Annotated in this window: 19 protein-coding genes; 11 read left to right on the forward strand and 8 right to left on the reverse strand. The window is 50.5% G+C overall.

Going from position 1 to position 22,979, the window contains the following annotated elements; all coding sequences use genetic code 11:
• From WH37_RS28465 to WH37_RS28480, 4 genes are all read right to left on the reverse strand, one after another.
• Positions 1 to 741: an amino acid ABC transporter ATP-binding protein gene (locus WH37_RS28465; RefSeq protein WP_046234045.1), complete on the reverse strand. Its 741-nt coding sequence runs from the start codon at positions 739 to 741 to the stop codon at positions 1 to 3.
• Positions 742 to 751: 10 nt separating this feature from the next.
• On the reverse strand, positions 752 to 1,420 hold the full coding sequence (locus WH37_RS28470; RefSeq protein WP_046234046.1) for an amino acid ABC transporter permease: 669 nt from the start codon (positions 1,418 to 1,420) through the stop codon (positions 752 to 754).
• A 3-nt stretch (positions 1,421 to 1,423) separates the two neighbouring features.
• The gene (locus tag WH37_RS28475) at positions 1,424 to 2,239 is read right to left on the reverse strand and encodes a transporter substrate-binding domain-containing protein (protein ID WP_046234047.1); all 816 of its coding nucleotides are present in this window, start codon (positions 2,237 to 2,239) and stop codon (positions 1,424 to 1,426) included.
• Positions 2,240 to 2,447: 208 nt separating this feature from the next.
• Positions 2,448 to 3,497 (reverse strand): LacI family DNA-binding transcriptional regulator, encoded by a 1,050-nt coding sequence (locus WH37_RS28480; RefSeq protein ID WP_046234048.1) that lies wholly within the window; start codon positions 3,495 to 3,497, stop codon positions 2,448 to 2,450.
• A 208-nt stretch (positions 3,498 to 3,705) separates the two neighbouring features.
• Here WH37_RS28480 and WH37_RS28485 point away from each other — a divergent pair, with 208 nt between their 5' ends.
• The 11 genes from WH37_RS28485 (at position 3,706) to WH37_RS28535 (ending at position 18,194) form a co-directional block, all read left to right on the forward strand.
• Positions 3,706 to 4,506: an enoyl-CoA hydratase/isomerase family protein gene (locus tag WH37_RS28485; RefSeq protein WP_046234049.1), complete on the forward strand. Its 801-nt coding sequence runs from the start codon at positions 3,706 to 3,708 to the stop codon at positions 4,504 to 4,506.
• Between the two features lie 74 nt (positions 4,507 to 4,580).
• Positions 4,581 to 6,176 carry an acyl CoA:acetate/3-ketoacid CoA transferase gene (locus WH37_RS28490; RefSeq protein WP_046234050.1) on the forward strand — a complete coding sequence of 532 codons (1,596 nt, stop codon included), beginning with the start codon at positions 4,581 to 4,583 and terminating at the stop codon, positions 6,174 to 6,176.
• A gap of 377 nt (positions 6,177 to 6,553) precedes the next feature.
• Complete coding sequence (locus tag WH37_RS28495; RefSeq protein WP_046234051.1) at positions 6,554 to 7,141, forward strand: nitroreductase family protein; 588 nt, start codon at positions 6,554 to 6,556, stop codon at positions 7,139 to 7,141.
• 141 nt (positions 7,142 to 7,282) lie between these two features.
• The gene (locus tag WH37_RS28500) at positions 7,283 to 9,259 is read left to right on the forward strand and encodes an AraC family transcriptional regulator (RefSeq protein ID WP_046234052.1); all 1,977 of its coding nucleotides are present in this window, start codon (positions 7,283 to 7,285) and stop codon (positions 9,257 to 9,259) included.
• Positions 9,260 to 9,490: 231 nt separating this feature from the next.
• Entirely contained in the window at positions 9,491 to 11,191 is a 1,701-nt protein-coding gene (locus WH37_RS28505; RefSeq protein WP_046234053.1) for a sensor histidine kinase, read from the forward strand.
• On the forward strand, positions 11,191 to 12,912 hold the full coding sequence (locus WH37_RS28510) for a response regulator (protein ID WP_046234054.1): 1,722 nt from the start codon (positions 11,191 to 11,193) through the stop codon (positions 12,910 to 12,912). The genes WH37_RS28505 and WH37_RS28510 overlap by 1 nt, the downstream gene beginning before the upstream one ends.
• A 244-nt stretch (positions 12,913 to 13,156) precedes the next feature.
• Entirely contained in the window at positions 13,157 to 14,491 is a 1,335-nt protein-coding gene (locus tag WH37_RS28515; RefSeq protein WP_046234055.1) for an ABC transporter substrate-binding protein, read from the forward strand.
• Positions 14,492 to 14,579: 88 nt separating this feature from the next.
• Positions 14,580 to 15,452: a carbohydrate ABC transporter permease gene (locus WH37_RS28520; RefSeq protein WP_046234056.1), complete on the forward strand. Its 873-nt coding sequence runs from the start codon at positions 14,580 to 14,582 to the stop codon at positions 15,450 to 15,452.
• Positions 15,453 to 15,462: 10 nt separating this feature from the next.
• Positions 15,463 to 16,293 carry a carbohydrate ABC transporter permease gene (locus tag WH37_RS28525; RefSeq protein WP_046234057.1) on the forward strand — a complete coding sequence of 277 codons (831 nt, stop codon included), beginning with the start codon at positions 15,463 to 15,465 and terminating at the stop codon, positions 16,291 to 16,293.
• Positions 16,293 to 17,255, forward strand: coding sequence for a phosphoglycerate dehydrogenase (locus WH37_RS28530; RefSeq protein WP_046234058.1), 963 nt, complete (start codon positions 16,293 to 16,295; stop codon positions 17,253 to 17,255). Before WH37_RS28525 ends, WH37_RS28530 begins: the two co-directional genes overlap by 1 nt.
• Before the next feature lie 45 nt (positions 17,256 to 17,300).
• Positions 17,301 to 18,194 carry a dihydrodipicolinate synthase family protein gene (locus tag WH37_RS28535; RefSeq protein ID WP_046234059.1) on the forward strand — a complete coding sequence of 298 codons (894 nt, stop codon included), beginning with the start codon at positions 17,301 to 17,303 and terminating at the stop codon, positions 18,192 to 18,194.
• 178 nt (positions 18,195 to 18,372) lie between these two features.
• Here the strand turns inward: WH37_RS28535 and WH37_RS28540 are convergent, their stop codons facing one another.
• The 4 genes from WH37_RS28540 to WH37_RS28555 form a co-directional block, all read right to left on the reverse strand.
• Positions 18,373 to 19,236, reverse strand: coding sequence for an SDR family oxidoreductase (locus tag WH37_RS28540; protein ID WP_046234060.1), 864 nt, complete (start codon positions 19,234 to 19,236; stop codon positions 18,373 to 18,375).
• Complete coding sequence (uxuA, locus tag WH37_RS28545) at positions 19,233 to 20,318, reverse strand: mannonate dehydratase (RefSeq protein ID WP_046234061.1); 1,086 nt, start codon at positions 20,316 to 20,318, stop codon at positions 19,233 to 19,235. Before uxuA ends, WH37_RS28540 begins: the two co-directional genes overlap by 4 nt.
• 18 nt (positions 20,319 to 20,336) lie before the next feature.
• A complete protein-coding gene (locus WH37_RS28550; protein WP_046234062.1) occupies positions 20,337 to 21,014 on the reverse strand; it encodes a GntR family transcriptional regulator in 678 nt (225 codons plus the stop codon).
• Positions 21,015 to 21,233: 219 nt separating this feature from the next.
• Positions 21,234 to 22,964, reverse strand: coding sequence for an adenine deaminase C-terminal domain-containing protein (locus WH37_RS28555; protein ID WP_046234063.1), 1,731 nt, complete (start codon positions 22,962 to 22,964; stop codon positions 21,234 to 21,236).
• Positions 22,965 to 22,979: the final 15 nt, after the last annotated feature.

Below are 22,979 nucleotides of genomic sequence, written 5' to 3' on the forward strand. Positions count from 1 at the left end.
TCAGTTTTTGGAAAAGACCGTTCCTAAAAATTTCTTCGTCCGCTCCTGCTGCGGTTGTCCAAACAGGCTTTGCGGATCGCCTTCCTCGATAATCGAGCCATCCGCCATAAAGATGACGCGGTCAGCAATTTCCCGGGCGAAGGACATTTCATGGGTCACAATCAGCATCGTTGTGTCCGTATCAACGATGGAGCGGATGACCTGCAGAACTTCTCCTACAAGCTCGGGGTCAAGCGCCGAGGTCGGCTCATCGAGTAAAATCACCGCCGGATTGACGGCGAGTGCACGAGCAATCGCCACGCGCTGCTGCTGTCCGCCGGACAGCATGGCAGGATAGCTGCTTGCTTTGCTTGCCAGCCCGACCTGATCCAGCAGCTTGTGGCCGAGCACTTCGGCATCGGGCTTGTTCATCTTTTTGGTGACAATGAGCGCTTCAATGACGTTTTGCAGCGCCGTTTTATTTTTGAATAAATTGTAATGCTGGAAAACCATCGCCGATTTCTGTCTCAGCGCGTAGGCATCCGATTTCTTCAGCCTTCTCGCATCAACCTCGAAGCCATCGATTTCAATATGGCCGGCATCCGGCGTTTCCAGCAGGTTGAGGCAGCGAAGCAGCGTGGATTTGCCCGAACCGGATGGTCCAATAATTGCAACGACCTCGCGGCGCTTCACTTCCAGATTGATTTGCTTCAGCACCTCGTTATCGCCGAAATGCTTGCTTAACCCGCTCACTTTTAGCATAACAGAACTCCTATCGATAAGGCTTGCTCATTGCCTTTTCCAATTTTCCCTGCAGCATGGTCAGCACAATCGTTACGGCCCAATAAATGAGGGCAACGGCGATGTAGCTCTCCAAAAAACGGAAGGAGTTGCTGGCCAAAATTTTCGTTTGCGCGAAAATGTCGGTCACACCAACTGTAAAGGCGAGCGAGGACTCCTTGACCAGCATAATCAAATAGTTGCCCAGACTCGGAACGGCAACCCGCATCGCTTGCGGCAAAATGACTCGGCGGAAGCCCTGCCATTTGGTCATGCCGACAGACAGGCAGGCTTCCATTTGCCCGCTATCGACCGCATTCAGCGCCCCGCGGAATTCTTCCGCCAAATAGGCGGCATTTTTAAAGCTGAGGGCAACAATCGTTGCGGTAATCGCATCGATAAAGGTGAAATCCGGAAAAATTTGCGGGATTCCCACATAAAAGATAAACAGCGTAACAAGAGTAGGCACCGAGCGAAAGAAGGAAATATATACTTTCGCCACCGGTGACAAAATAAAAATTTTATTGTTAATAATGAGCGCCAGCACAATACCCATAAGACAAGCCAGAAGCATTGAGCCGACCGCCAGCATCAGCGTCATCGGCAAATATTTCAGCAGCTTGGGTATCGCTTCGAATATAAACGCTGTATCGAAATTCATCGTTTAGTTAGCCTTGCTAATATCTTGCTTCAAATGTTCATTGGACAGCTTTGTCAGCGTGCCGTCTGCCGCAAGGGCTTGCAGCGCTTCGTTGAAGGAATCGCGCAGCTTCTTGCCTTCCTCAGTGTTCGGGAACGGGAATGCTTCCTCATACGTATAAACCGGGTCTCCTGCTTTCTTCAAAGCAAGGCCAGAGTTGTCGATCAGCAGCTGTGCACCGGCGCGGTCCATAATATAAGCATCAATCCGTTTCAGCGCAACATCGTTCAAGATTACGCTAGGATCTTCATAAGTTGTAATGTTCAGCTCGTTGTTGGGATCATTGGCGCGCAAGTAAGCTTCTTTGCTTGTGCCAACGTCAACGCCGATTTTTTTGCCTTTCAAATCCGCTAGCGATTGGATGGAATCATCATCCGCACGGACGATCAGCTGTGCCCCGGAATAAATATAGGTTTGGGAGAAAATGTACTTTTCTTTACGCTTTTCATTTGCTTCTACTTGGTTAGCGATCGTATCGATTTTACCAGCATCCAGCATGCCGAACATGCCTGCCATATCGGCAGTTGTCCAGTTTACCTTCGTGTAGCCCAAATATTTGGCAACAGCTTCTGCTACAGCAATATCATAACCTTCCAGCTTGTCCCCGTCTTTCTTGGAAAAACCGATGCTGACGCCGAACGTAGCCAGGTTCAGCTCTTTGCTCTCTACATTGCTGCCGGAGCTAGCGCTTTCAGAATCATTAGTCGTTTTTGACCCGCATGCTCCCAGTACTAACGTCATGGCAAGTATTAATAAGACCACACTTTTTTTTCCAAACATATTGACAAAAGCCTCCTCTTAGTAGATCGATCTAATTATAAGCCAAACGTGTCCGGATGCTGCTGTTGCCAGCGAAACCGTCCGCGCTTGATTCTATTAGTAAATAAACGCGTAACGTCTATTTCCTATTAGTTTTGTTGGAATTATAGCAAGTTAAAAATTGAATGTCAATGACCATTTCGCCAGATAAATGGTAGGGCTGCATCAATTAATGCACGCCCATAAAATGAGTGGAGGATTCGCGAATAACAAGCTTTGGCGGCAAAATAATTCTAGCCGTCTCCTGGGCAGCCGGAGCTGGCGTTTCGGCGCTGATGCGCTGGTGCAGCAGATTCGCTGCTTCGATTCCCCACTGCCCAGAACCAACGGCAACCGTCGTCAAGCCAGGATTTGCAGTAGCTGCTTCTTTAATATCATCAAAGCCCACGAGAGCCATATCCTTGCCAGCGACAAGCCGATTTTCCCTAAGCCCGACAATGACCCCAAGCGCAACAATATCGTTATGGCACAGCGCCGCTGTAGGCAGCTTGTCCTGCCGGATGAGCTGATTAATAATGACAGCGCCGCTTTCGCGTGTAGGCGGGCCAGGAATAATATGGTGCTGATCGGTCGGTATGCGGGATTCCTCAAGTCCTTCCAGGTAGCCAGCGAGCCGCTCGTTATAAGCGGATGTATGAGGCGTACCGCCAAGCAGAGCAATATGCTTATGCCCTTGGTCGGCCAAATGCCGGACAGCCATCTTCGTGCCCCATTGGAAGTCGGTGCCGATATAATCAACACGTGCCCCAGAAATTTCACGGCCAATAAGGACGCAGGGGACGTTTAATTGCTTTAGTCGGGCAAATACAGTGGGGTTTGTACCAGCAACGGGAGCCATAATAATGCCGCAAACATGATGCTCCAGCATCGTCTCCAGTATTCGCTCCTGCTTGCTTTCCGATTCAAACGTCATGCCAAGCAGCGTTGTATAGCCGAGTTCATCGAGCCGGTCCTGCAAATTGGCGAGCAGCTCAGAGAAGAAGGGATTGCCGATATCCGTAATAATAATGCCCACAGTAGAAGAGCGTCTGGAGCGAAAGCTTGCTGCGACGCGATCATAGACATAGCCGAGCTTATTCATCGATGCAAGAACCTTCTGTTTCGTCTGCTCAGTAATGGACGTACTGCCTCTGACAACGAGCGATGCCGTGGCGCGTGATACGCCTGCATCCTTCGCGACATCCTGAAGCGTTACGCGTTTTTCTTTTTTATCGCCCACAATCAGTCACACCTCTTTCATTAGTGAAAATTATAGTACATAATCGCAGCTTATGGAATGACTATAGATTCCCTGCCTTGCTGTTGACAGGGGGGATGCCGTTTTTTATAATCAATGAAAAGATTAGATCGATCTAATAGCGGAACGGCAGCTGTTCAAATGGACAGCAAAATATAATTTATAATCTCATAATAAGGTGGTTATTGTCATGTCAGCAAATCCGGGAATTGAATTTCACAAGGAAGGCCGTATCGGAATTATCCGTTTCAACAATCCTCCGCTGAACTTGGGGACGAATAACGGGCTTGCGCTGCTTGAGAAGATTTTAGCCGATATTGAGTCAGATGGCGAGCTTCGTGCAGTTGTGCTTACCCATAATGGGAAAGTTTTCTCGGCGGGCTCAGACATGAATGAAATACAGCAGCATTTGGAAAAAGATACGTATGTCAGCGACAAAATGGAAAGCGAGATCCGGCTGCGCACTCGCCTGTCCGTCCTTTCGATTCCGACGATTGCTGCGCTGGACGGCTCTGCCTATGGCGGCGGTCTGGACTGGGCGCTTAGCTGCGATATGCGGGTAGCTGCGCCTCATGTGGTGCTATCTTTGCCGGAGGTAAACATTGGCTCGTTCCCGGGAAGCGGCAGCGCCTACCGGATCACTCGTCTCATCGGAGTGGGAAGAGCGATGCAATTTATGCTGTTCGCCAAACAAATGAGCGCTCAGGAAGCGCTTAGCTTAGGCGTAGTCAACGAAATTGCGAATGAAGGAACCGCCTATGAGCTGGCCTATCGTTGGGCGGAGGAAATTGCTGCAAAATCCGGCTCGGCCGTACGCGCTGTAAAGGAGGCGCTTACCCGCATCTTTATGCCAGAGCAGTCATGGCTTGATTTGACACAGCTCGATATTTCGCAAAAGGTCGCGGAAAGCAAAGATTTCAAGGAAGGCATGCAAGCCTTCTTCGAGAAGCGTCCTCCTGTTTTCGCAGGCGACGTTGTCCAGAAAGTGTAATATTCTAACCGCTGATTGGCTCGACTTATACAGCAGCACAGACGAAAGCAGCCGAAGAAGGAGAATTATCCATCATGTCTATTGCAACTTTGAAAAAAAGAACGGGCCCGGTTCCCGTTTTGACCGCTGAAGAGGCGGTATGCCTCATTCCAAACGGAGCTACCGTCGCCTTTAGCGGCGCCGGTGGCGGAATTGTCGAGGCGACAGCTGTCATAGAAGCGCTCGCAGAGCGCTATCATAAAGAGCAGCAGCCAAGCGGGCTGACTTATCTTCACACAACCGGTCTCGGTGACCGGGCAGATAGAGGGATGAGCCCGATCGCGATTGCAGGCTTGTGCGCCAAAGCGATTGGCGGGCATTGGGGGCAGTCGCCGCGGATGTCGGAGCTGGCTGAGACGAATCAAATCGAAGCGTATTGCTTCCCGCAAGGTGTCATTACGCAGCTGTTCCGTTCCACGGCAGCGGGGCATCCTGGTATTTTGAGCCATGTTGGGCTTGGCTCATTTGTCGATCCGCGCCAGCAAGGCGGCAAGCTCAATGAGCGTACGACGAAGGAGCTTGTCCGTCTGATGGAAATCGACGGCAAGGAATGGCTGTTCTATCCGTCGATTAAGCCAGATGTAGCGATTATTCGCGGTACGACTGCCGATACAGACGGTTATATTACGATGGAGGATGAGCCGACTTTTCTGGATGTGCTTAGCATTGCACAGGCAACGAAAAATAGCGGAGGCATCGTCATCGTACAAGTGCAGCGAATGGTTCAAGCTCGTTCGCAGCATCCGAAAACGATCAAAATTCCCGGCTTCCTGGTCGATGCCGTCGTCGTCGTTCCAGAGCAAATGCAGACGTACCAGACGGAAAGCAATCGCTATATGAGCGGCGATTTGCTTGCCGTGCAGGGCGGTATCGAGCCTTTGCAGCTCACCGAACGCAAAATTATCGCAAGGCGGGCGCTAATGGAGGCATTCCCTGGAGCTGTAGCCAATCTTGGAGTCGGCATATCTGATGGTGTTGGTTATGTGGCAGCCGAGGAGGGAGTTGGCGAAGCGCTGACGTTTACGGTGGAACTGGGTCCAATTGGCGGTACACCAGCGAAAGGCATTATTTTTGGAGCGACAATTAGTCCTAGGGCCGTACTCGATCAGCCGTACCAGTTCGATTTTTATGATGGCGGCGGTCTGGATGTCAGCTTCTTGAGCTTCGCTGAAATGGACCAAGCGGGAAATGTGAACGTTCATAAGTTTAATGGGAAAATTATGGGCGTGGGCGGCTTTATCGACATTGCCCAAAATTCCAAAAAGGTCGTATTTAGCGGTACCTTCACCGCTGGCGGCCTCGACGTCCAGGTAAAGGATGGCAAGGTCGACATTGCGAAGGAAGGACGCTTCCGCAAAATCGTGCCCGCGCTCGCAGACATTTCCTTCAATGGCGTCGAGGCGGCGCAAAACGGCAAGGAAGTAATTTTTATTACCGAGCGAGCGGTGTTCCAATTGACGGCACGCGGTCTGATGCTTTGCGAGATTGCCCCGGGAATCGATTTGCAGCGGGATATTCTTGATCTGCTGGCGTTTGAGCCGCTCATTTCACCGGAGCTCAAGCTGATGGATGCAAGGCTGTTTCAGGCGGAGCCTATGGGCCTCAAGCAAGAGTGGGATGCTACAGTATGATTTGGTTGCTTGGCCGTTGTCCGTTCTACTCATGTAAACCAGCCATAGGCTGCGTCACATTCATCTGAACTACCAAAAGTCCAATCAACTCAAACATACTTTCGCCTACAGTTAAAGAAAAGAGAAGAGCTATAACAGCTTTAAAAAAAAGCCGTCAAATCTGCCATTGATTTGACGGCTTTTTATGCTGAAAACGGACGAAAATAATTATAATTAAATGATAAATTTGTAAGATATAAGGGAGTGTATTTATTTTTCCAACAAGCATGCTGTGAAAAAACGCTATTGAATTCATCTGTTATTTGTATATAATGTTGTACTCAAGAAGGCGGCAGTACCCGCTTTTTCATTTTACCTAAGCTGGAGGCGTTTATTTAATGAGTCAACATCACCCTTTATCCTCCGAAATTCCGTCCGAATTTCCGGTCGCGCAAGCGATTCGGGAACGGCGGACAATTCGTCAGTTCAAAAGCGATCCCGTGTCGCAGGAGCTTCTGTTGTCCTTGCTCGATACAGCGAATTGGGCTCCTAATCATGGAATGAGAGAGCCATGGCGATTTATTCAATACATGGGAGAAGCTCGCCGTCTTTTCTCTAATGCGGTCATTGGCGCGATGTCAGTGGATGAACGCAGAAGAAACGAAGAACAGAAGCTGAAAGACTATATGACAATCCCTGTACATCTCATTGTCGTTATGGAGGAGGATTCGCGCAATAAGCAGTGGATGGAGGACGTAGGCGCTGTGAGCAGCTGGATTCAATGCTTTCAGCTTGCTGCCTGGGAGCGGGGGCTTGGGGTCGTTTGGAAAACAAATGGCTTTTTGAGCGCACCCTCATTTCGTGAGGCAGTTGGCGTAGAGCGTGGTGAGAAAATTATAGGTGTGCTGCACGTCGGTTATCCCGAGCATATTCCAGCGCCGCGTCCACGCACTCGGGCGATTGAGAAGCTTACAATTCACGAATAAGGTGGGGCGTATATCCCTGCTCTCTATTTTTTAGAATGCATTCCTCACATCTTCTAATCGACACTGAGAATTGTTATCACTATAATGGGGAGAGAAGCTTTACGGTCTGACCCATTTGATCCTTAGGAGTTGAACAGAGCGATGAACTTGAACGACCACATTCGATTGTGGAACCAAGCCTCTCTCAAAGTGCTTGATATCAGGCATGCAGCGTTGGAGCTTGGAGAGGAGCTGCGCTCCTATCAGCTGCCCGCGAGCGCCTTTCTTTTCTCGATGCGAGGGCGGGCGCGAATTAGGCTCGATGGGATGGAGCATCGCGCTGAGTCCTGTTATCTTTGCCATGCAGGCAAAGGGACCTTTCTCGATATTGACGACATTGCCGAGCCATTCGAATATTATTTTATTTTTTATAAGGCGACGCTGTCCTTGCCTGCCCGTCAGGAGCTTGTGCAGCTGCTGGAGCGCAGCAAGCCGTTCCACGTGCAATATGGCTTTGCGCCGCTTCATCATGCCGCTCTTTATTTGAAAATCGTCCGCATGAAGCAGGAATGGAAGCAAGCGGGTACTTTGGAGAAGCTGCGGACGAAATCGCTGTTTTACCAGCTTATCTGTGAGCTGCTTGGTCAACTGCATGATCAGGAAATTGCAACGATAGTTCCGGATGTAGCCGCGCAGGCGATTCGTTATTTGGACGAATATTATGCTGAGCCAGTTACGCTGGAGATGTTGTCCGAGCTGCTGCAATGCAGCCCACGGCAATTGCAGCGATTGTTTAAAGCGCGTTATCAAGCAGGGCCCATTGATTATTTAATCCAGGTACGGATGCAGAAAGCGCAGGAGCTGCTGCTTGGAACGGACGCTGCCTTGAAGGATATTTCCGCTGCAGTCGGTTATCCGGACAGCTATTATTTTAGCCGTATTTTCAAAAAGCATGTTGGCATCTCCCCCAGCAGCTTTAAAATGGCAGGACGGCAAGCGGAGGCTAGTCGCCATTATCCATTCGCTTTGTCGCGATATGCCATTGCTGCAAGGAAGGGGCACCCGTATAGTGGTAAAGGTAGTGATGAAAATCATTATCAATACCAATATAGGGGAGCTAGAACGATGTACTCGAACAGAAGCTTTAAGGCAGGATGGACGGTTAGCCTGCTGCTGAGTCTGACTTTGCTGCTGGCTGCATGCTCAGGCGCAACAGGCGCCAATACAAACGCAGGAGGCGGAGCATCGGCTCCATCCAATAGCATAACGGCGTCGCCTACAGTATCGGATGCAGGAACGAAGGCTGGTGCGCCGCGCACGATTAAGCATATGAAGGGTGAATTGAAGCTGGAGCAAACACCGCAGCGTATAGCCGTGCTTGATACCCAGTTCATGGATCAGCTCATTGCCCTTGGCGAGCAGCCTTCCGGCAGCGTTGTAACGGAATCGGAAAATTTGCAATTCCCAACCTACATGGCGGGCAAGCTGGTAGATGTTGCAGCTTTGGGGACGTTGGACGAGCCTAACCTGGAGGCGATTGTCGCACTTGAACCGGATATTATTATTGGTACGGAATTCCATGATAAAATTTATGATCAGCTGGTGAAAATTGCTCCGACGCTTATTTTTGAGCGAAATGAAGACTGGCAGATAACGCTGAAAACGTTTGGAAGCATTATGGACAAGGAGTTGGAAGCGCAGCAGGTGCTGGATCAATACAACAGCAAGGTTGCGGGGCTGAAGGCCAAACTGTCTGAGAAATACAAAGATCAGACGTTTGCGCTGCTCAGACCACGGGACAATATCATCCGCCTTCATACAACCTCCCATCGCACAGCGGCGCTTTTGTATAATGATTTGGGACTGACACCGCCTTCTATGGCGGTAGATGCTGACAACAGCAGCGCGTCGCTTGCACTGGAAAAGCTGCCGGAGCTTGAGGCTGACTATCTCTTCGTATTGGAGGACAAAAATAATCTGGAGCTTACAAAGGAATTCGAGAGCTCAGCCATTTGGAAAAACCTGAAGGCAGTCAAGGATGGTCATGTGTATAAAGAGGATACCAATCTGTGGATTGCCTATTATGGCCCGGTTGCGATAAATCTTGTGCTTGACCATATTGATGAGGCGTTGAATTAATAAGAAATTCTTGTTGAAAAAATACGGAAAACAGGCATTTTTTGCACAAGCTATTTGTGCGGAAGATGCCTGTTTCATTTGCGCTTTTTCGCTAGTAAACCGTCCTCCCTGTCTATGCAAGATTAGGTAAGCGTTTTCTTTTGCCCGAAAATGATGGTAGAATGGCGTTGATTCCCGTGACCCGCAGCAGGCAAGGAGACCGGACTTATCACATAAGGCGGAGGAAAAGCGATGAAGATGACGACATTTCGGAAAATGATAGCCTTGATTATTGCACTGCTCATCCCGATTATTTTGCTTTACGGCTATTCGAACCAAGTGAGCGTAGATGTGGTGCAGACGACGATCAAGGAGCAGAATCTTAACCGCCTCGGTTTTTTTATGAGCCAGCTCGACATGATGGTAGATCAGCTCGTGAAGCACTCCACCTCGGCAAGCCGTGATTACAGCATACGGGAGTATGTGGAGGGCCGGGGGAAAAATGATGAGCTTGTCCAGCTCCAGCGCCACTTGCGCCTCGTGGATATGCTGAATATGCAGACGACGACGAGCGCTTGGACGAACCAAATTATTTTATATTTGCGCGACACCAAGGAGCTGATTTCGACGGACTATTCGGCCCATTATGACGAGCAGAAGCTTGAAGCCCGAAACATGGGCAAATGGGTTCATGAATACGCTACAACGTTCGGCATTAAGGAAATGCTGTTCAGCCGGATGCAGCAGTCGGACATGCCGAATCTATATGTCGAGGTACGGTTCACCGATGCCAATTTAAAAAATATGCTCAATTCGCTCCAGCAAGATGAGGCGCGCGAGCCTTTTCTGTATCATCCCGGCGAGGAGCCGATCATTGGCTTTAACGGCAACTACCGGCTCGTTACGCAGGCAATGGAGCAGCTGGAAAGCTTGCAGCTCGCGGGCAGCGGCAGCCTCAATCTTGAAATTAATCGCCAGCAATATATCGTCAATTATATCCGTTCCGCAAGCCTTGGCTGGTATTTGGTCGATGTTGTGCCGCTTGCGAGCGTGTTTGCGCCGATCAACACGAGCCGCAATCTGTTTTATACCTCGATAGGCTTGCTAATGGCGCTCGGCGTTTTGTCTACCCTGCTGCTGTACCGCAATGTCCAGCGCCCGATTGTGCTGCTGGTGCGGGGAGTGCAGCGAATCAAGGACGGGCAGTTTTCCACCCGACTGAAGCAGCGCCCTAACAATGAATTTGAGTTTCTGTTCAGCAGCTTTAATGAGATGGCCGAGCAGATTCAGGAGCTGATCGACAAGGTGTACATGGAGACGCTGCGCTCCAAGGAAGCGACGCTGAAGCAGCTCCAATCACAGATCAACCCGCATTTTTTATACAACTGCTTATTCTATATTAAAAATATGGCGAATCTCGGCGATAAGGAAGCAGTCGTCGCGATGTCGTTGAATTTAGGCGAATATTATCGCTACACGACCCGGATGGAGAATAGCATGACGACGGTTCGGGAGGAGCTTAAGCTGGTGGAAAACTATTTGATCATTCAGCAGCTACGTATCCAGCGTCTGCACTATGAAATCGACATTCCTGAGGAGATGATGGATTTGCAAATTCCACGGCTGCTCATTCAGCCCATTGTGGAAAATTCGGTCGTCCATGGAATTGAAAGCCAGCTGCAATTTGGCATTGTTCATATTAAAGGAATGCGCCAAAACGGCTTGAACCGGCTCATCGTTGATGATAATGGCAGTGGCTTGACGAAGGAGGAGATGGTCAAGCTGCGAATGTCGCTCGCTCTCCCGTTGGATGAGCACACTGGCTGCGGCCTATGGAATACGCATCAGCGGCTGGCCCATTTATATGGCGGACAATCGGGGCTGCAGTTTTCGGTTTCGCCGCTGGATGGCTTTCGTACAGAAATCATTTGGGAGGACAAGGGGGAAGCGTGATGGAGGAGCAGCTGGCATTTAGACTACTGCTTGTGGACGATGAGGCGAGTGTGGTGGACAGCCTTGCCGATACGCTTCCATGGGAGCAAATCGGCATCGGCGCTGTGTTCAAAGCTTATTCCGGCGTAGAGGCGCTGGAAATTTTAAATACGAATACGATCGATATTCTGATTACCGATATCCGCATGCCGGGCATCAGCGGATTGGAGCTGCTCCAGCAGGTGCGGAGGAGCTGGAAGCGGATCAAATGCATTTTGTTGTCCGGGCATGCTGAGTTTGCTTATGCACAGCAGGCTATTACCCATGAAACGTATGACTATTTATTGAAGCCGATCAGCGATGAGCATATTTTGGCGAAGGTAAGCGGGGCGGTTCAGGCATTAAAGAAGGAGCTGGACGAGAAGAGCTTCCATCAGCGTGTAGCAAGAGCCTTTCAGGAGAATTTGCCAAAGCTTCAGGGCGAGCTTCTGAATGAGCTGCTTGAGGGACGCAAATACTCGGCGGAGCGGCTGCCCGAAAAGCTGGAATCGCTCAAAATTCCGGTAGCCTTGGGACAACGCTTTGCGCTGATGCTCGTGCGGCTTGAGGGCAAGCTGTCGGAGATGGATTTCTACAGTCTGTCCCTGATGGAATATGCTGTCAGCAATATGGTGGAGGAGCTGTTTGAGGACCGTTTCCGCCTCTGGACATGTAAAACCATTCATGGCTACTTAGTTGGCGTCGTTACGGCAATTCCAGAAAGAGCTGGCGGGCCGCTTATAGCGGAAAAGCAAGAGGAGGAGGAGGAGGAATCGCTGTCCGGTTTATCAGGTGATGGCAAAGCTCTTGATGAGGAGCTGCAGCTCAAGGCTTCGCAGCTTCAGCTCAGCGTTAATCATTATCTGAGTGGAGACGTTTCCGTGCTCGTCAGCCAGTGGGGACTGTTCCCGCATGATGTCAGGCAGCGGTATGAGGATCTTTTGCTGGCGCTGCGCCGGCAGGTCGGCAGCCAAAGCGGGCTGTTTATCCATGTCGCTTGCGATATCGCCCGCCAGCTTCCGGTTCATTCGCTCCAGCGGCTGTACGAGCCGCCGATGCTCATTCATTTGATGGAATCGGGCAGCTGGGAAATGGCTGAGCAGAAGCTCAGCGGCATCTGGAGCGAGCTGAATCAAGGCTGGCCGGATTCGCCGGAGCATCTGATGGAAGTGTTTTTCTCCATCTATGCCTCGTTCAGCTCCTTCGCGCACAAAAACGGGCGCGAGCTGGCGGAGATGATCGGCTCAGGATTATCGGATATGAGCGGGCTGCTGCCAAGCCGCTCTATTACGGCGTTAAAAAGCTGGATAGACGAAGCATTCCGGCTGCTGCGGCAAAGCATGGAAAATGATACGAGAAATGACCGTGAAATAACGGTAGGCAAAATCCGCAGCTACATTGAGAAAAATCTCGTCACTGATGTGACGCTGCAAGCAATTGCCGATCATCTGTTTATGCATCCGGTCCATGTGTCGCGAATATTTAAGCTTGCGACGGGCGAAAATGTGAGCGATTATGTGCTGCGGCTCAAGATGGAGCTGGCAGCGTCGATGCTGGCAAACCCAAGCCTGAAAAGCTACGAAATCGCGCTCCAGCTTGGCTATCAGAACCCGAATTATTTCAATAAGGTGTTCAAAAAATATTATTCCCTGACGCCCCAGGAATTCCGGCAAAAGCTGGAGGGTGGCAAGGAAATGAAATAGACGATGAAGCTGAAGGGCTTTAACAGCGGCGCCGCATTCCGAGCGATGGAGCGGTGCTGTTTTTTCGCGATTTTTCACTATAAAAATGCTGCAGTTGAATCCTGTTAATTTTGTATCATTCGATTAAATTGTTGTCATATTATCTTTTAACCATTCGAATTAAGATAAGGACAGAAGCATGAAAGCGCTTCAACTAAGATGATGCTGTACGTGAAAAAAAGCGAAACGGGAGGTCAGCATTTCTATGAAAAACGGATTGAAAAAAGCAGTAGCGGTTTCTTTGTTGACAGTTGTCGTGGCAGGCTGCGGTAATACGGGCAATCAGGAAACAGCGAATAATGGCGGGGCGACGACGCAAGCGGGCAGCGGCGAGAAGCCTACGTTGACCTTTTGGATGAAGAAGCAGCTGTTTGATGATCAAAACACATTAATTACTGAACGTGCGAAGCAGTTTGGAGAAGAGAACAATGTGAATGTAAATGTGGAGCTGATCGCTTACGAGGATTTTTATCCAAAATGGACGGCGGCGATTGAATCCAAATCCGTGCCGGATGTATCCTTTTTCGGCTATCAGGAAATTGGCCAATTTTACGGAAAAGACGTTTTGGAGGATGTAAGCGATGTGGTTGCCAGTCTGCAAGGCAAAAGCGCCATTAATGAAAATACGAAAAAAGCGATAACGTTCAGCGGCAAGCAATACGGTGTGCCGTTTTGGACCGAGACGCAGGTGCTTTACTATCGCAAAGATTTGCTTGCCAATGCAGGCTATACAGAGCCTCCGAAAACATGGGACGAGCTTAGGGAAATGGGCAAAAAGCTGACAGATACGAGCAAAGGCCTATATGGCATCGGCATGGGCTATGGCAAAGGGAACTCCGACGCCGAGTTTCTGACTCGCGGCATTATTTGGTCCTACGGCGGATCTGTCGATACGCAGGATGGCAAAACGGTCATTGCGGATTCGCCGGAAACGGTACAGGCCGCTTCGTTTATCCGCGATATTTTCTTAACGGATAAAAGCACGCCGCCAAGCGCAATCGGCTGGGATGACGCGGGCAACAATAAAGCTTATTTGAGCGGACAAGCAGCGATGATTTTCAATACGGGCAGCGTGCTCGCGACGATTAAGAAGGATAACCCGGATTTGTATGAAAAAACAGGCATCGCGCCTTATCCGGCTGGCCCTAAAGGCACCTTTATTCCGGGTATCAGCAACAATCTCGGCATTTTCAAAGATTCGAAAAACAAGGATTTGGCTAAAAAGTTCATCTCCTACATGCTGGACAAAGACTGGTATAAGTCATGGATTGAGAAGGGTGCTCCATTGACGGCTCCCGTATATGACGAGCTGGCGAAGGAAGCGGTATGGCAAGGCGAGAAAAACAAAGCATTTGTCGAATCCGTTGCTGGCTTTAATTTCCTCGGCTATCCTGGCGAGTACAATGCGAAGGCGGGGGAAGTGTTCAATCTTCGCATTCTCAACGATACGTTCCAGAAGCTGCTGCTTGAAACGAGCTACACGCCGGAAGCGGCCATCACAGATATGCAGGCTAAAATTCAAGAGGTTTACAGCAAATAAGCTTTTATTAAGTAAGCTTTTATTAATTCGGCGGCGGACGGCCAGAGCGTCTGGTCCTCCTCTGCCTTTAAGTAAGGCGGGATGAGGCTTGAATACAAACCAAAACAATAAACTGGCTTATTTGCTCATGAGCCCGGTCCTGATTTATCTCCTTGCCGTTATGGTACTGCCGTTTGGCTGGGCGCTTTATCTGAGCTTTACGAATAAAGTCGTGGGTGCGGATGCGGTTTTTATCGGGCTCGGCAATTATTTGGAGCTGCTGCAGGATTCAGCGTTCTGGAAAGCGACATGGAATACGGTTGTTTTTACAGGCGTAGCTGTGTTGTTCAAAACGGTATTCGGCATGATTATGGCGCTTGTGCTTAATGAAAAGATCATATTTCGCAATACGTTCCGTGTCCTATTATTTTTACCCTGGACGATCCCGACTATCGTATCGGTATTTACCTGGCAGTGGATTTACTCCGATGTTGGCGGAGTGCTGAACTTCCTGCTATTGAAAGTCCATCTGATCGATCAACCGCTCGGCTGGCTGGCAAGGCCGGATCTTGCGATGTTCTCGGTCATTCTGGTTAACGTATGGCGGGGCATCCCCTTTATGGGCATTGCCATTCTAGCTGGCCTGCAGACCGTGTCGAAGGAAATGTATGAAGCGGCTATGCTGGACGGGGCGGGCGCAGTCAAGCGTTTCTGGCATATGACGCTGCCATCCGTGAAGGAGGTCACTATACTTGCTGCAGTTATGACTACGATTTGGACCTTGAATGATTTCGAAATTATTTGGCTGCTGACGCGCGGAGGCCCTGCCAATGCGACACAGGTGCTGTCTACGCTGAGCTATACGATCGGATTTTTGAATATGAGCCTTGGGAAAGCGATTGCCATCGCCATTATGACGATGCCGCCGTTGATCCTGCTGATCAACTATGTGACGAAGCGCTCGCTTTCATCCAGAGATTAGGTGATAAACGATGGAAAATAAATCAATCGGCAAACAGGTTCTCGTCTATGGAACTTTAGCACTTTTATTGATCTTTGCTTTGTTCCCGCTGTATTGGATGCTGAATACGTCCTTCAAGTCGCAGGGGGAAATCTACAATATGACGCCATCCTTCTGGCCGCAAGTGTTCAGCTGGTCTGCTTATGAGAAGCTGCTGACGGAGAAGGGATTTTTATCGAATATTAAAAATAGCCTTTACGTATCGCTGATCGTTTCTTTTCTATCGATTTTGTTCAGTATGCTCGCTGCTTATGCCATTTCAAAATTGCAGTTCAAGGGCCGCGGCTTTATATCTAGAGGAATCTTGTACGCCTACTTGATGCCGCGCGCGGTGCTGTTTATTCCGCTTTATATGCTGGTGAATGCGATTGGGCTGAGCAATTCGGTTTATGGTCTCATGCTTATATACCCGACGATTACAATTCCATATGCCACTTGGATGCTCGTCTCCTATTTTAAATCGATTCCGGGAGAGATTGAGGAAGCGGCGATGATCGACGGCTGCAGTCGGGCGCGCACGATGTGGAGCGTTATTTTTCCCCTTGCTGCTCCAGGGCTTGCGGCAACCTTCATCTTCGCCTTCACGCTGTGCTGGAGTGAATATTTATATGCCCTCGTCATTGTGACGAAAACGAGCGATAAGACGATTACGCTTGGACTGTCGGATATGATCGTTGGCGACGTATTCGCTTGGGGGCCGCTGATGGGCGGCTCGATTATCGCTTCTATTCCAGTCATTATTATGTATTTGTTTACATCAAAATATATGGTTAGCGGGATGACCGTTGGAGGAGTCAAATAATGAGCACAAAGCATAAAGTTCTAGTGACAGCGACGAACTATTCGCTGCTATGCGCCGATGCGAAACGAATGCTTGAGGAGGCAGGCTGCGAAATTATCGAGAACCAGCTTGGCCGTCCCCATACGTTTGAGGAGCTGGCTCCGCTTGTTGCGGATATCGACGGGGTCGTTGCCGGCGTAGATACATGGGATGAAGCGATTTTCAAGCTGGCGCCAAAGCTGAAGGGCATTGCCCGCTTCGGCGTTGGCGTCGACAATATTGATCTGGCGAAAGCGCAGGAATACGGCATCAAGGTGGCGAATGTGCCGGGCGGCAACGCCAATGCGGTAGCGGAGCTGACGATTGGCCTGATTTTGTCGATGCTGCGCAACATCCCGACGCTTGAGCGTTCGGCTAGACGCGGCTATTGGGACCGCACCGTCGGCATGGAGCTGGCGGATCGCACAATCGGGCTGCTTGGATTCGGCAACATTGCCCAGATGGTGGCGAAAAAGCTGCAAGGCTTCGATGTCCAGATCATCGCTTATGATAAATATCCAAATGAAGAGAAGGCGAAGGCGCTCGGGGTCAAGCTTGTCTCCTCAGATGAAGTGCTTGCTCAGAGCGACGTCGTCAGCATGCATCTGCCAAGCTTGAAGGAAACCCACCATATGATGAGCGACGAGCAATTTAACCGGATGAAGCAGGCAGCCTATTTCGTCAATACGGCGCGGGGCGCGCTCGTGGATGAGCGAGCGTTGTACAAGGCATTGAAACAGGGCCGCATCGCCGGAGCGGCTATCGATGTGTACGAGCAGGAGCCGGTAGCGGCGGATAATAAGCTTTTTGAGCTGGAGAAGCTGATTGCAACGCCCCATACCGCAGCGGAAACGACAGAGACGTATTACCGGGTTGGCCTGGATACGGCGCAAGCGCTGCTGGATATTTTTGCAGGCAAGGACCCTATTCATTTGCTTCGTTAACTTGCAGCCTCACATAAATCATAAATAGAAAGAAGGATTGTCAGGATGAAACGTTTATACGGTGTGACGACAGCGATGGTGACGCCTTTCACTAAAGAAGGACATGTCGATTTGCCGAAGGTAGAAACGCTGACCGAATTTCTGATTTCCAAAGGCGTACACTGCCTGTTCCCGCTGGGGACGACCGGAGAAATGGTGCGGCTGTCGGTTGACGAGCGCAAAGCGGTTGCGGAAACGGTAGTGAAGACAGCGGCCGGAAGAGTTACCGTATTTATTCATGCAGGTGCGGCAACGCAGGCTGATACGATTTTGCTAGCACAGCATGCCCATCAAATTGGGGCTGACGGTATTGGTGTAGTCACACCGTTTTTCCTTGGAGCAAACGATGCAGAGCTGGAGCAATATTATGTGGCGGTAGCGTCCAGTTTGCCAGCTGATTTCCCCGTCTATTTGTACAATATTCCGCAATGCGCGTCCAATGATCTCAAAACGGATGTTGCAAAGAGAGTAGCAGAGCGCTGCGGCAACGTAGTCGGCGTTAAATACAGCTACCCGGATTTTCTGCGCACGAATGAATACCTATCCATAAAAGGCGGCGATTTCTCCGTGATGCAGGGGGCTGACCGTTTGTTCCTGCCGGCTCTTGCTATGGGCTGTGACGGTGTGATTTCCGGCGTGTCTTGCGTATATCCGGAGCCGTTTGTCGCGGTTTACAACGCCTACCAGGCGAAAGATTTGGATAAGGCCCGCGAATGGCAGCGCATCGCGATTCAATATTGCGAGGTGCTGAGAAGCGGCGCCAATATGTCCTTTTTCAAGGAAGCGCTCAAGCTTCGCGGCATAGATGCCGGCTTTATGCGAGCGCCGCAGCTTGATCTTAGCGCTGGGGAAGTGGAGGCGCTCAAGCAGCAGCTGGATGCGCTGCCGCAGGTGACCTAGCCGATGCTTGTTTTACTCTGAAGTCATAAAAATTTCTAAATCATTTATAAAAAAAGCAGCGCCCCTTCTCAATCTAGGAAGGGGCGCTGCTAATGCATGTAGGATATACGGTTGATTACGGTTCCGGTCATTCGTTATATGTCATATGTCATTTGGCTAAGGTCGCCAAAGAAATAAACTAGACGCCGGAATAGGCCATAAAGCCGCCATCGACCGGAACGACAATACCGGTGACGAAGCCGGACATTTGCTCGTCCGCCAGCCATAGCAGCGTGCCGAGCAAATCCTGCGGCGAGCCGAAGCGGCGCATCGGCGTGTGGGCGATGATTTTGCCTGCCCGCGCCGTATGGGAGCCGTCCTCATTCAGCAGCAGACGCTCGTTTTGCTGGGTCAGGAAGAAGCCTGGCGCAATTGCATTCACGCGAATGCCGGCATCAGCCAAATGGACAGCGAGCCACTGCGTGAAGTTGTTGATTGCCGCTTTGGCTGCGCTGTAGGCTGGCACCTTCGTCATCGGCGAAGGTGCGCTCATCGACGAAATATTAATGACGACTGCGCCAGCCCTGCCGAGCATATGCTTGGAAAAAGCCTGCGTCGGAATGAGGCTGCCGACGAAGTTCAAATCAAGCACATTGCGGAAGCCGTCCACATTCAAGTCGAAGAATGAGGTTACGTCAGGATTGTCCAGATCCTCCGGCTGGAACGTCTCATTCGTCGTATTGGCGCTCGGATGATTGCCGCCCGCGCCATTAATGAGCAGGTCGCACGGACCAAGCTGGGCAAGCACCGTTTCCGCAGCAGCAGCAACGCTTTGCTGGTTGGTGACATCGCATGCGACTGCAATCGCTTGTCCGCCCGCGGCTTTAATATCTGCCGCAACCTGCTCGCCTTTTTCCAATGTGCGGTTAAGCACGGCAATTTTCGCTCCTTGACGTCCAAGCTCCAGCGCCATTGCGCGGCATAATACGCCTGCGCCGCCTGTAATAACGACGACTTTGCCCTCGATGGAGGCATGCTTCGGCAAACTTACCGTTTCGCTCACTTCGCAGCAGCTCCTTCCGCAGCGGCAGCTTTCTGATACGCATCCCATAAGCCCCAAAGGTACATAATGCCGAGTGCGCGGTCGTACAAGCCGTAGCCCGGACGGCACTCCTCGCCCCAAATATGGCGGCCGTGATCCGGACGACAGTAGCCCTCGTATTGCTCCTCATGATAAGCCTGAACAACACCGGCAATATCGACCGTGCCATCCTGTGTGCGGTGGGACGACTCAATGAAATCGCCATTTTCATAGACGCGTACGTTGCGAATATGCGTGAACAGAATACGATCGGCAAACTCGTGAATCATCGACACGATATCATTTTCCGGGTTGGCGCCCAGCGAACCGCTGCATAAAGTAAGACCATTATAAGGGCTGTCGTGCAGCTGGAGGTAACGGCGAATATTTTCTTGACTTGTAATAATACGCGGCAGGCCAAAAATCGGCCAAGGCGGATCATCCGGGTGAATCGCCATTCTAATGTCATGCTCAGCAGCAAACGGAATAATTTCATCGAGAAAATATTTCGCATTTGCCCATAGATGCTCTTGCGTAACCCCTTGGTAGGCCTCGAACAGCTGGGTCAAATATTGCAGCCGCTCGGGCTCCCAGCCCGGCATCGTCAGCTTCGAATTTTCGTTGATGCGTTTAACGAGATCGAAGGGATCGACATTATCAATCATCGCTTTTTCATAAAAAAGCGCCGTCGAGCCGTCCTCCATCTCCTTATGAAGATCGGTGCGCAGCCAATCGAAAATCGGCATGAAGTTGTAGCAAATCACTTTGACGCCTACCTGCGCGAGCTTCGCAATCGTCTTCTTATAGTTGTCGATGTACAAATCGCGGCTTGGCAGGCCGAGCTTAATGTCCTCATGAACATTGACGCTTTCGACGACCTTGATGTGCAGGCCGGCTTTGTCCGCTGCGTCTTTGACCTTCATAATTTTGTCCATCGGCCATTCATCGCCAGCAGGAACGTCATGCAGCGCCCAGACGATACCTTCCGTGCCGGGAATTTGCTTGATTTGGTCAAGGCTGACGGTGTCATTGCCTTCACCAAACCAACGAAATACCATTTTCATAATGCGTTTCGCCTCCGATTATTTGAAGTAGGTAGGGAACTTCTCTTTCAATAGCGCCTGATCGGCAATCGTCAAGTTCAAATGCTCTTTCATCAGCCGTTCGGCAAGCTGGGTATCACTGCTTTCAATCGCCTGCGCCATCTGCAAATGCTGCTCGTACAAATGCTCCCAGTGGTGATCGGCAGCGAGACGAAGCATACGGCTGCGGTTGAGATGGACGTTGATTTGCTGGATGACGGCCCAAGTGTTGCTTTTGCGGCAGCCCTCAAACAGCGTGCGGTGAAAAGCTTCGTCCAGCTCAAACATCGTTTTGTAATCCTGGCTTTCTACGCAAGCCCTTTGCAAGGCGAGATTGTGACGCATCGCCGTCAGGCGTTCGGCAGGAAAGCTGGCGCAGGCGAGGCGGATGACCGCAGTTTCCAGCTGCTCGCGCATGAAGCGGGCTTCCTCGACCAGCTCCAAATCAATGAGCGACACATCGGTGCCGCGCTGCGGGAAAATTTCCAGCAGACCTTCCTGCGCCAGCCGAACGAAGCTTTCTCGAACAGGGGTGCGGCTCACGCCAAGCTTTACGGAAATTTCCTTCTCCGAAATGCTCGTGCCAGGCGGCAGCTCCAAGCTTAAAATCTGCTCCTTCAGCGTCAAATAAATCGCATCCCGCATCGATACGGCAGTGGGCTTTATCGTGAAATCCATCGTTCACCTCCTCATAGGTATGCTCATTTCTTAGGTTGAAAGTTACTTTTTCACTATACTACCATACTTGTATGGTAGTTTGGAAGCGGAAACATTTTTGGTGAAAAATATTCCCTTCGGGCATGCGCGGTATCCGCCTGCCTAACGCAAAACAAGCCTAGTCCCAGCAGATGAACGCTGAACGAGGCTTGTTGCTTCACTATAGCTGCTTATGAACCTTTAGCTGACAATTAAAGAAACGATTTTGCCTGCATTGACATCAATGAGCCCATAATCCGTAATTTTCAGAAAAGGGCTGACCGGCAGGGAATGGGTAGCAATCGACATAATCGGATTATAATGGCGATAACCGATCGACTGCATCGCTTCACGCAGCTCTTTGACAGCGGGGCCAGCTTCTTCAAGCGGAGCCTCGGTCAAAATACCCCCGACAGGCAAATGCATATTAGCGAGCACTTGCCCATTATCGACAACGCAAAATCCCCCCTGCTGCTTAATGACCGTATTCGCGGCAAGCAGCATATCTGCGACGCTGTGTCCCACGATAAGCAAATTATGATTATCATGCGAATAGGTAGTAGCTACTGCACCGCGTGTAATGGTATCACCGCCAATTAAGCCAAATGCTTTGCTGCCTGTTTTGCCATAACGCTCGAAGGTAGCAATTAGGCCGCAGCCGCTCGTTTCCCAGTGCAGCTCGCCAGCAAGCACCTGCGCTTTAGCGAAGCTTTCCTTCGTAAAGGTGGAGCCGTCCTGAACGGTCATCACTCGGCAAGTATGAAGGCCGTCCTTGGCATCCACGGCAACGCTGAAATCACCCTCGGTCAGCTCTGCGAGCTTTACACTCTCGTAATAGCTCGCGGGAAAACGATAGGAACCCTTAGGCTGCGGCTCCTCTGTAAATACTTGTTGTGCTGCTTCTGAATAGACGAGCACGCCGTTTTTGTATACCTGCTGGATGTCCAGCAAATGCTCATCAGCAACAAGGACAAAATCGGCGATTTTGCCGGGTGCAATCGTACCGCGGTCGTACATGCGCATCCGCTTGGCGGGCGACAGCGTAGCGGCATAAATCGCGCGTTCTGGCGCCATGCCCATCGCAATTGCTTTGCGGACGATATGATTCAAATGTCCGGTTTCCTGAAAGGAATCGGCCATGACGTCGTCGGTGATGAAGCAGAAATGCTCAGAGACGTCATTTTTGATTAAATAGTCCATGACGCTTGCGGTCATTGATTTTTCCTGGATCTCAATGAACATGCCGGCTGCAATGCGCGCTTCCATTCCTTCGACCGTTTGATGGGTATGATCGGAATCAACACCGGCATGAATGACGCGCTGCAGATCCAGTCCCAGCAGCTTCGGCACATGGCCTTCAATGACGAGGCCGGGATGCTCCTCGCGAATATGCTTCAATATTCGATTCGTTTTAGACTGGCCCTCTGTATCCGTAATAATATCGGTGTAGTTCATGATTTCCCCGAGACAGCGAATATCCTCGGTCCGCAGCAGCTCGTCAATATCTTCAATCTCAACCGATCCGCCGGTCGTTTCCAGCGCGGTTGCAGGAACCGAGCTTGGGATGGCATACAGCATGTCGGCGACGCAGTGCTCGCTGGCGCGAATCATTTCTCTCACGCCTTCGGGACCGAACACATTGGCCATTTCATGCGGCTCCGGGACAATCGTTGTCACTCCATTGCGAATCAGCCCATCTGAAAAGGACTGCGGCGTGACCATCGTGCTTTCAATATGCAGATGAATATCAATGAGGCCGGGCAGCATGTATAGCCCTTCGGCATCCAAAATGGCAGCCGCCTGAAAAGCATCCGCGCCATCCGGGCCGACATAGACGAACTTGTCGTCTCGCACTGCCGCATCGCCTTGGATCCATTTTTTGAAATAACTATTATAAATGGTTGCGTTTCGTATTAAGAGATCAGCTTGCATGGTCGTTCCTCCGTA

Source organism: Paenibacillus algorifonticola, from assembly GCF_000971975.1.
Lineage (GTDB): Bacteria > Bacillota > Bacilli > Paenibacillales > Paenibacillaceae > Pristimantibacillus > Pristimantibacillus algorifonticola.

Coding starts and splice junctions, on each gene's coding strand:
- WH37_RS28465 (WP_046234045.1), bottom strand. CDS start 741: ATGCTAAAAGTGAGCGGGTTAAGCAAGCATTTCGGCGATAACGAGGTG.
- WH37_RS28470 (WP_046234046.1), bottom strand. CDS start 1,420: ATGAATTTCGATACAGCGTTTATATTCGAAGCGATACCCAAGCTGCTG.
- WH37_RS28475 (WP_046234047.1), bottom strand. CDS start 2,239: ATGTTTGGAAAAAAAAGTGTGGTCTTATTAATACTTGCCATGACGTTA.
- WH37_RS28485 (WP_046234049.1), top strand. CDS start 3,706: ATGTCAGCAAATCCGGGAATTGAATTTCACAAGGAAGGCCGTATCGGA.
- WH37_RS28490 (WP_046234050.1), top strand. CDS start 4,581: ATGTCTATTGCAACTTTGAAAAAAAGAACGGGCCCGGTTCCCGTTTTG.
- WH37_RS28495 (WP_046234051.1), top strand. CDS start 6,554: ATGAGTCAACATCACCCTTTATCCTCCGAAATTCCGTCCGAATTTCCG.
- WH37_RS28500 (WP_046234052.1), top strand. CDS start 7,283: ATGAACTTGAACGACCACATTCGATTGTGGAACCAAGCCTCTCTCAAA.
- WH37_RS28505 (WP_046234053.1), top strand. CDS start 9,491: ATGAAGATGACGACATTTCGGAAAATGATAGCCTTGATTATTGCACTG.
- WH37_RS28510 (WP_046234054.1), top strand. CDS start 11,191: ATGGAGGAGCAGCTGGCATTTAGACTACTGCTTGTGGACGATGAGGCG.
- WH37_RS28515 (WP_046234055.1), top strand. CDS start 13,157: ATGAAAAACGGATTGAAAAAAGCAGTAGCGGTTTCTTTGTTGACAGTT.
- WH37_RS28525 (WP_046234057.1), top strand. CDS start 15,463: ATGGAAAATAAATCAATCGGCAAACAGGTTCTCGTCTATGGAACTTTA.
- WH37_RS28530 (WP_046234058.1), top strand. CDS start 16,293: ATGAGCACAAAGCATAAAGTTCTAGTGACAGCGACGAACTATTCGCTG.
- WH37_RS28535 (WP_046234059.1), top strand. CDS start 17,301: ATGAAACGTTTATACGGTGTGACGACAGCGATGGTGACGCCTTTCACT.
- uxuA (WP_046234061.1), bottom strand. CDS start 20,318: ATGAAAATGGTATTTCGTTGGTTTGGTGAAGGCAATGACACCGTCAGC.
- WH37_RS28550 (WP_046234062.1), bottom strand. CDS start 21,014: ATGGATTTCACGATAAAGCCCACTGCCGTATCGATGCGGGATGCGATT.
- WH37_RS28555 (WP_046234063.1), bottom strand. CDS start 22,964: ATGCAAGCTGATCTCTTAATACGAAACGCAACCATTTATAATAGTTAT.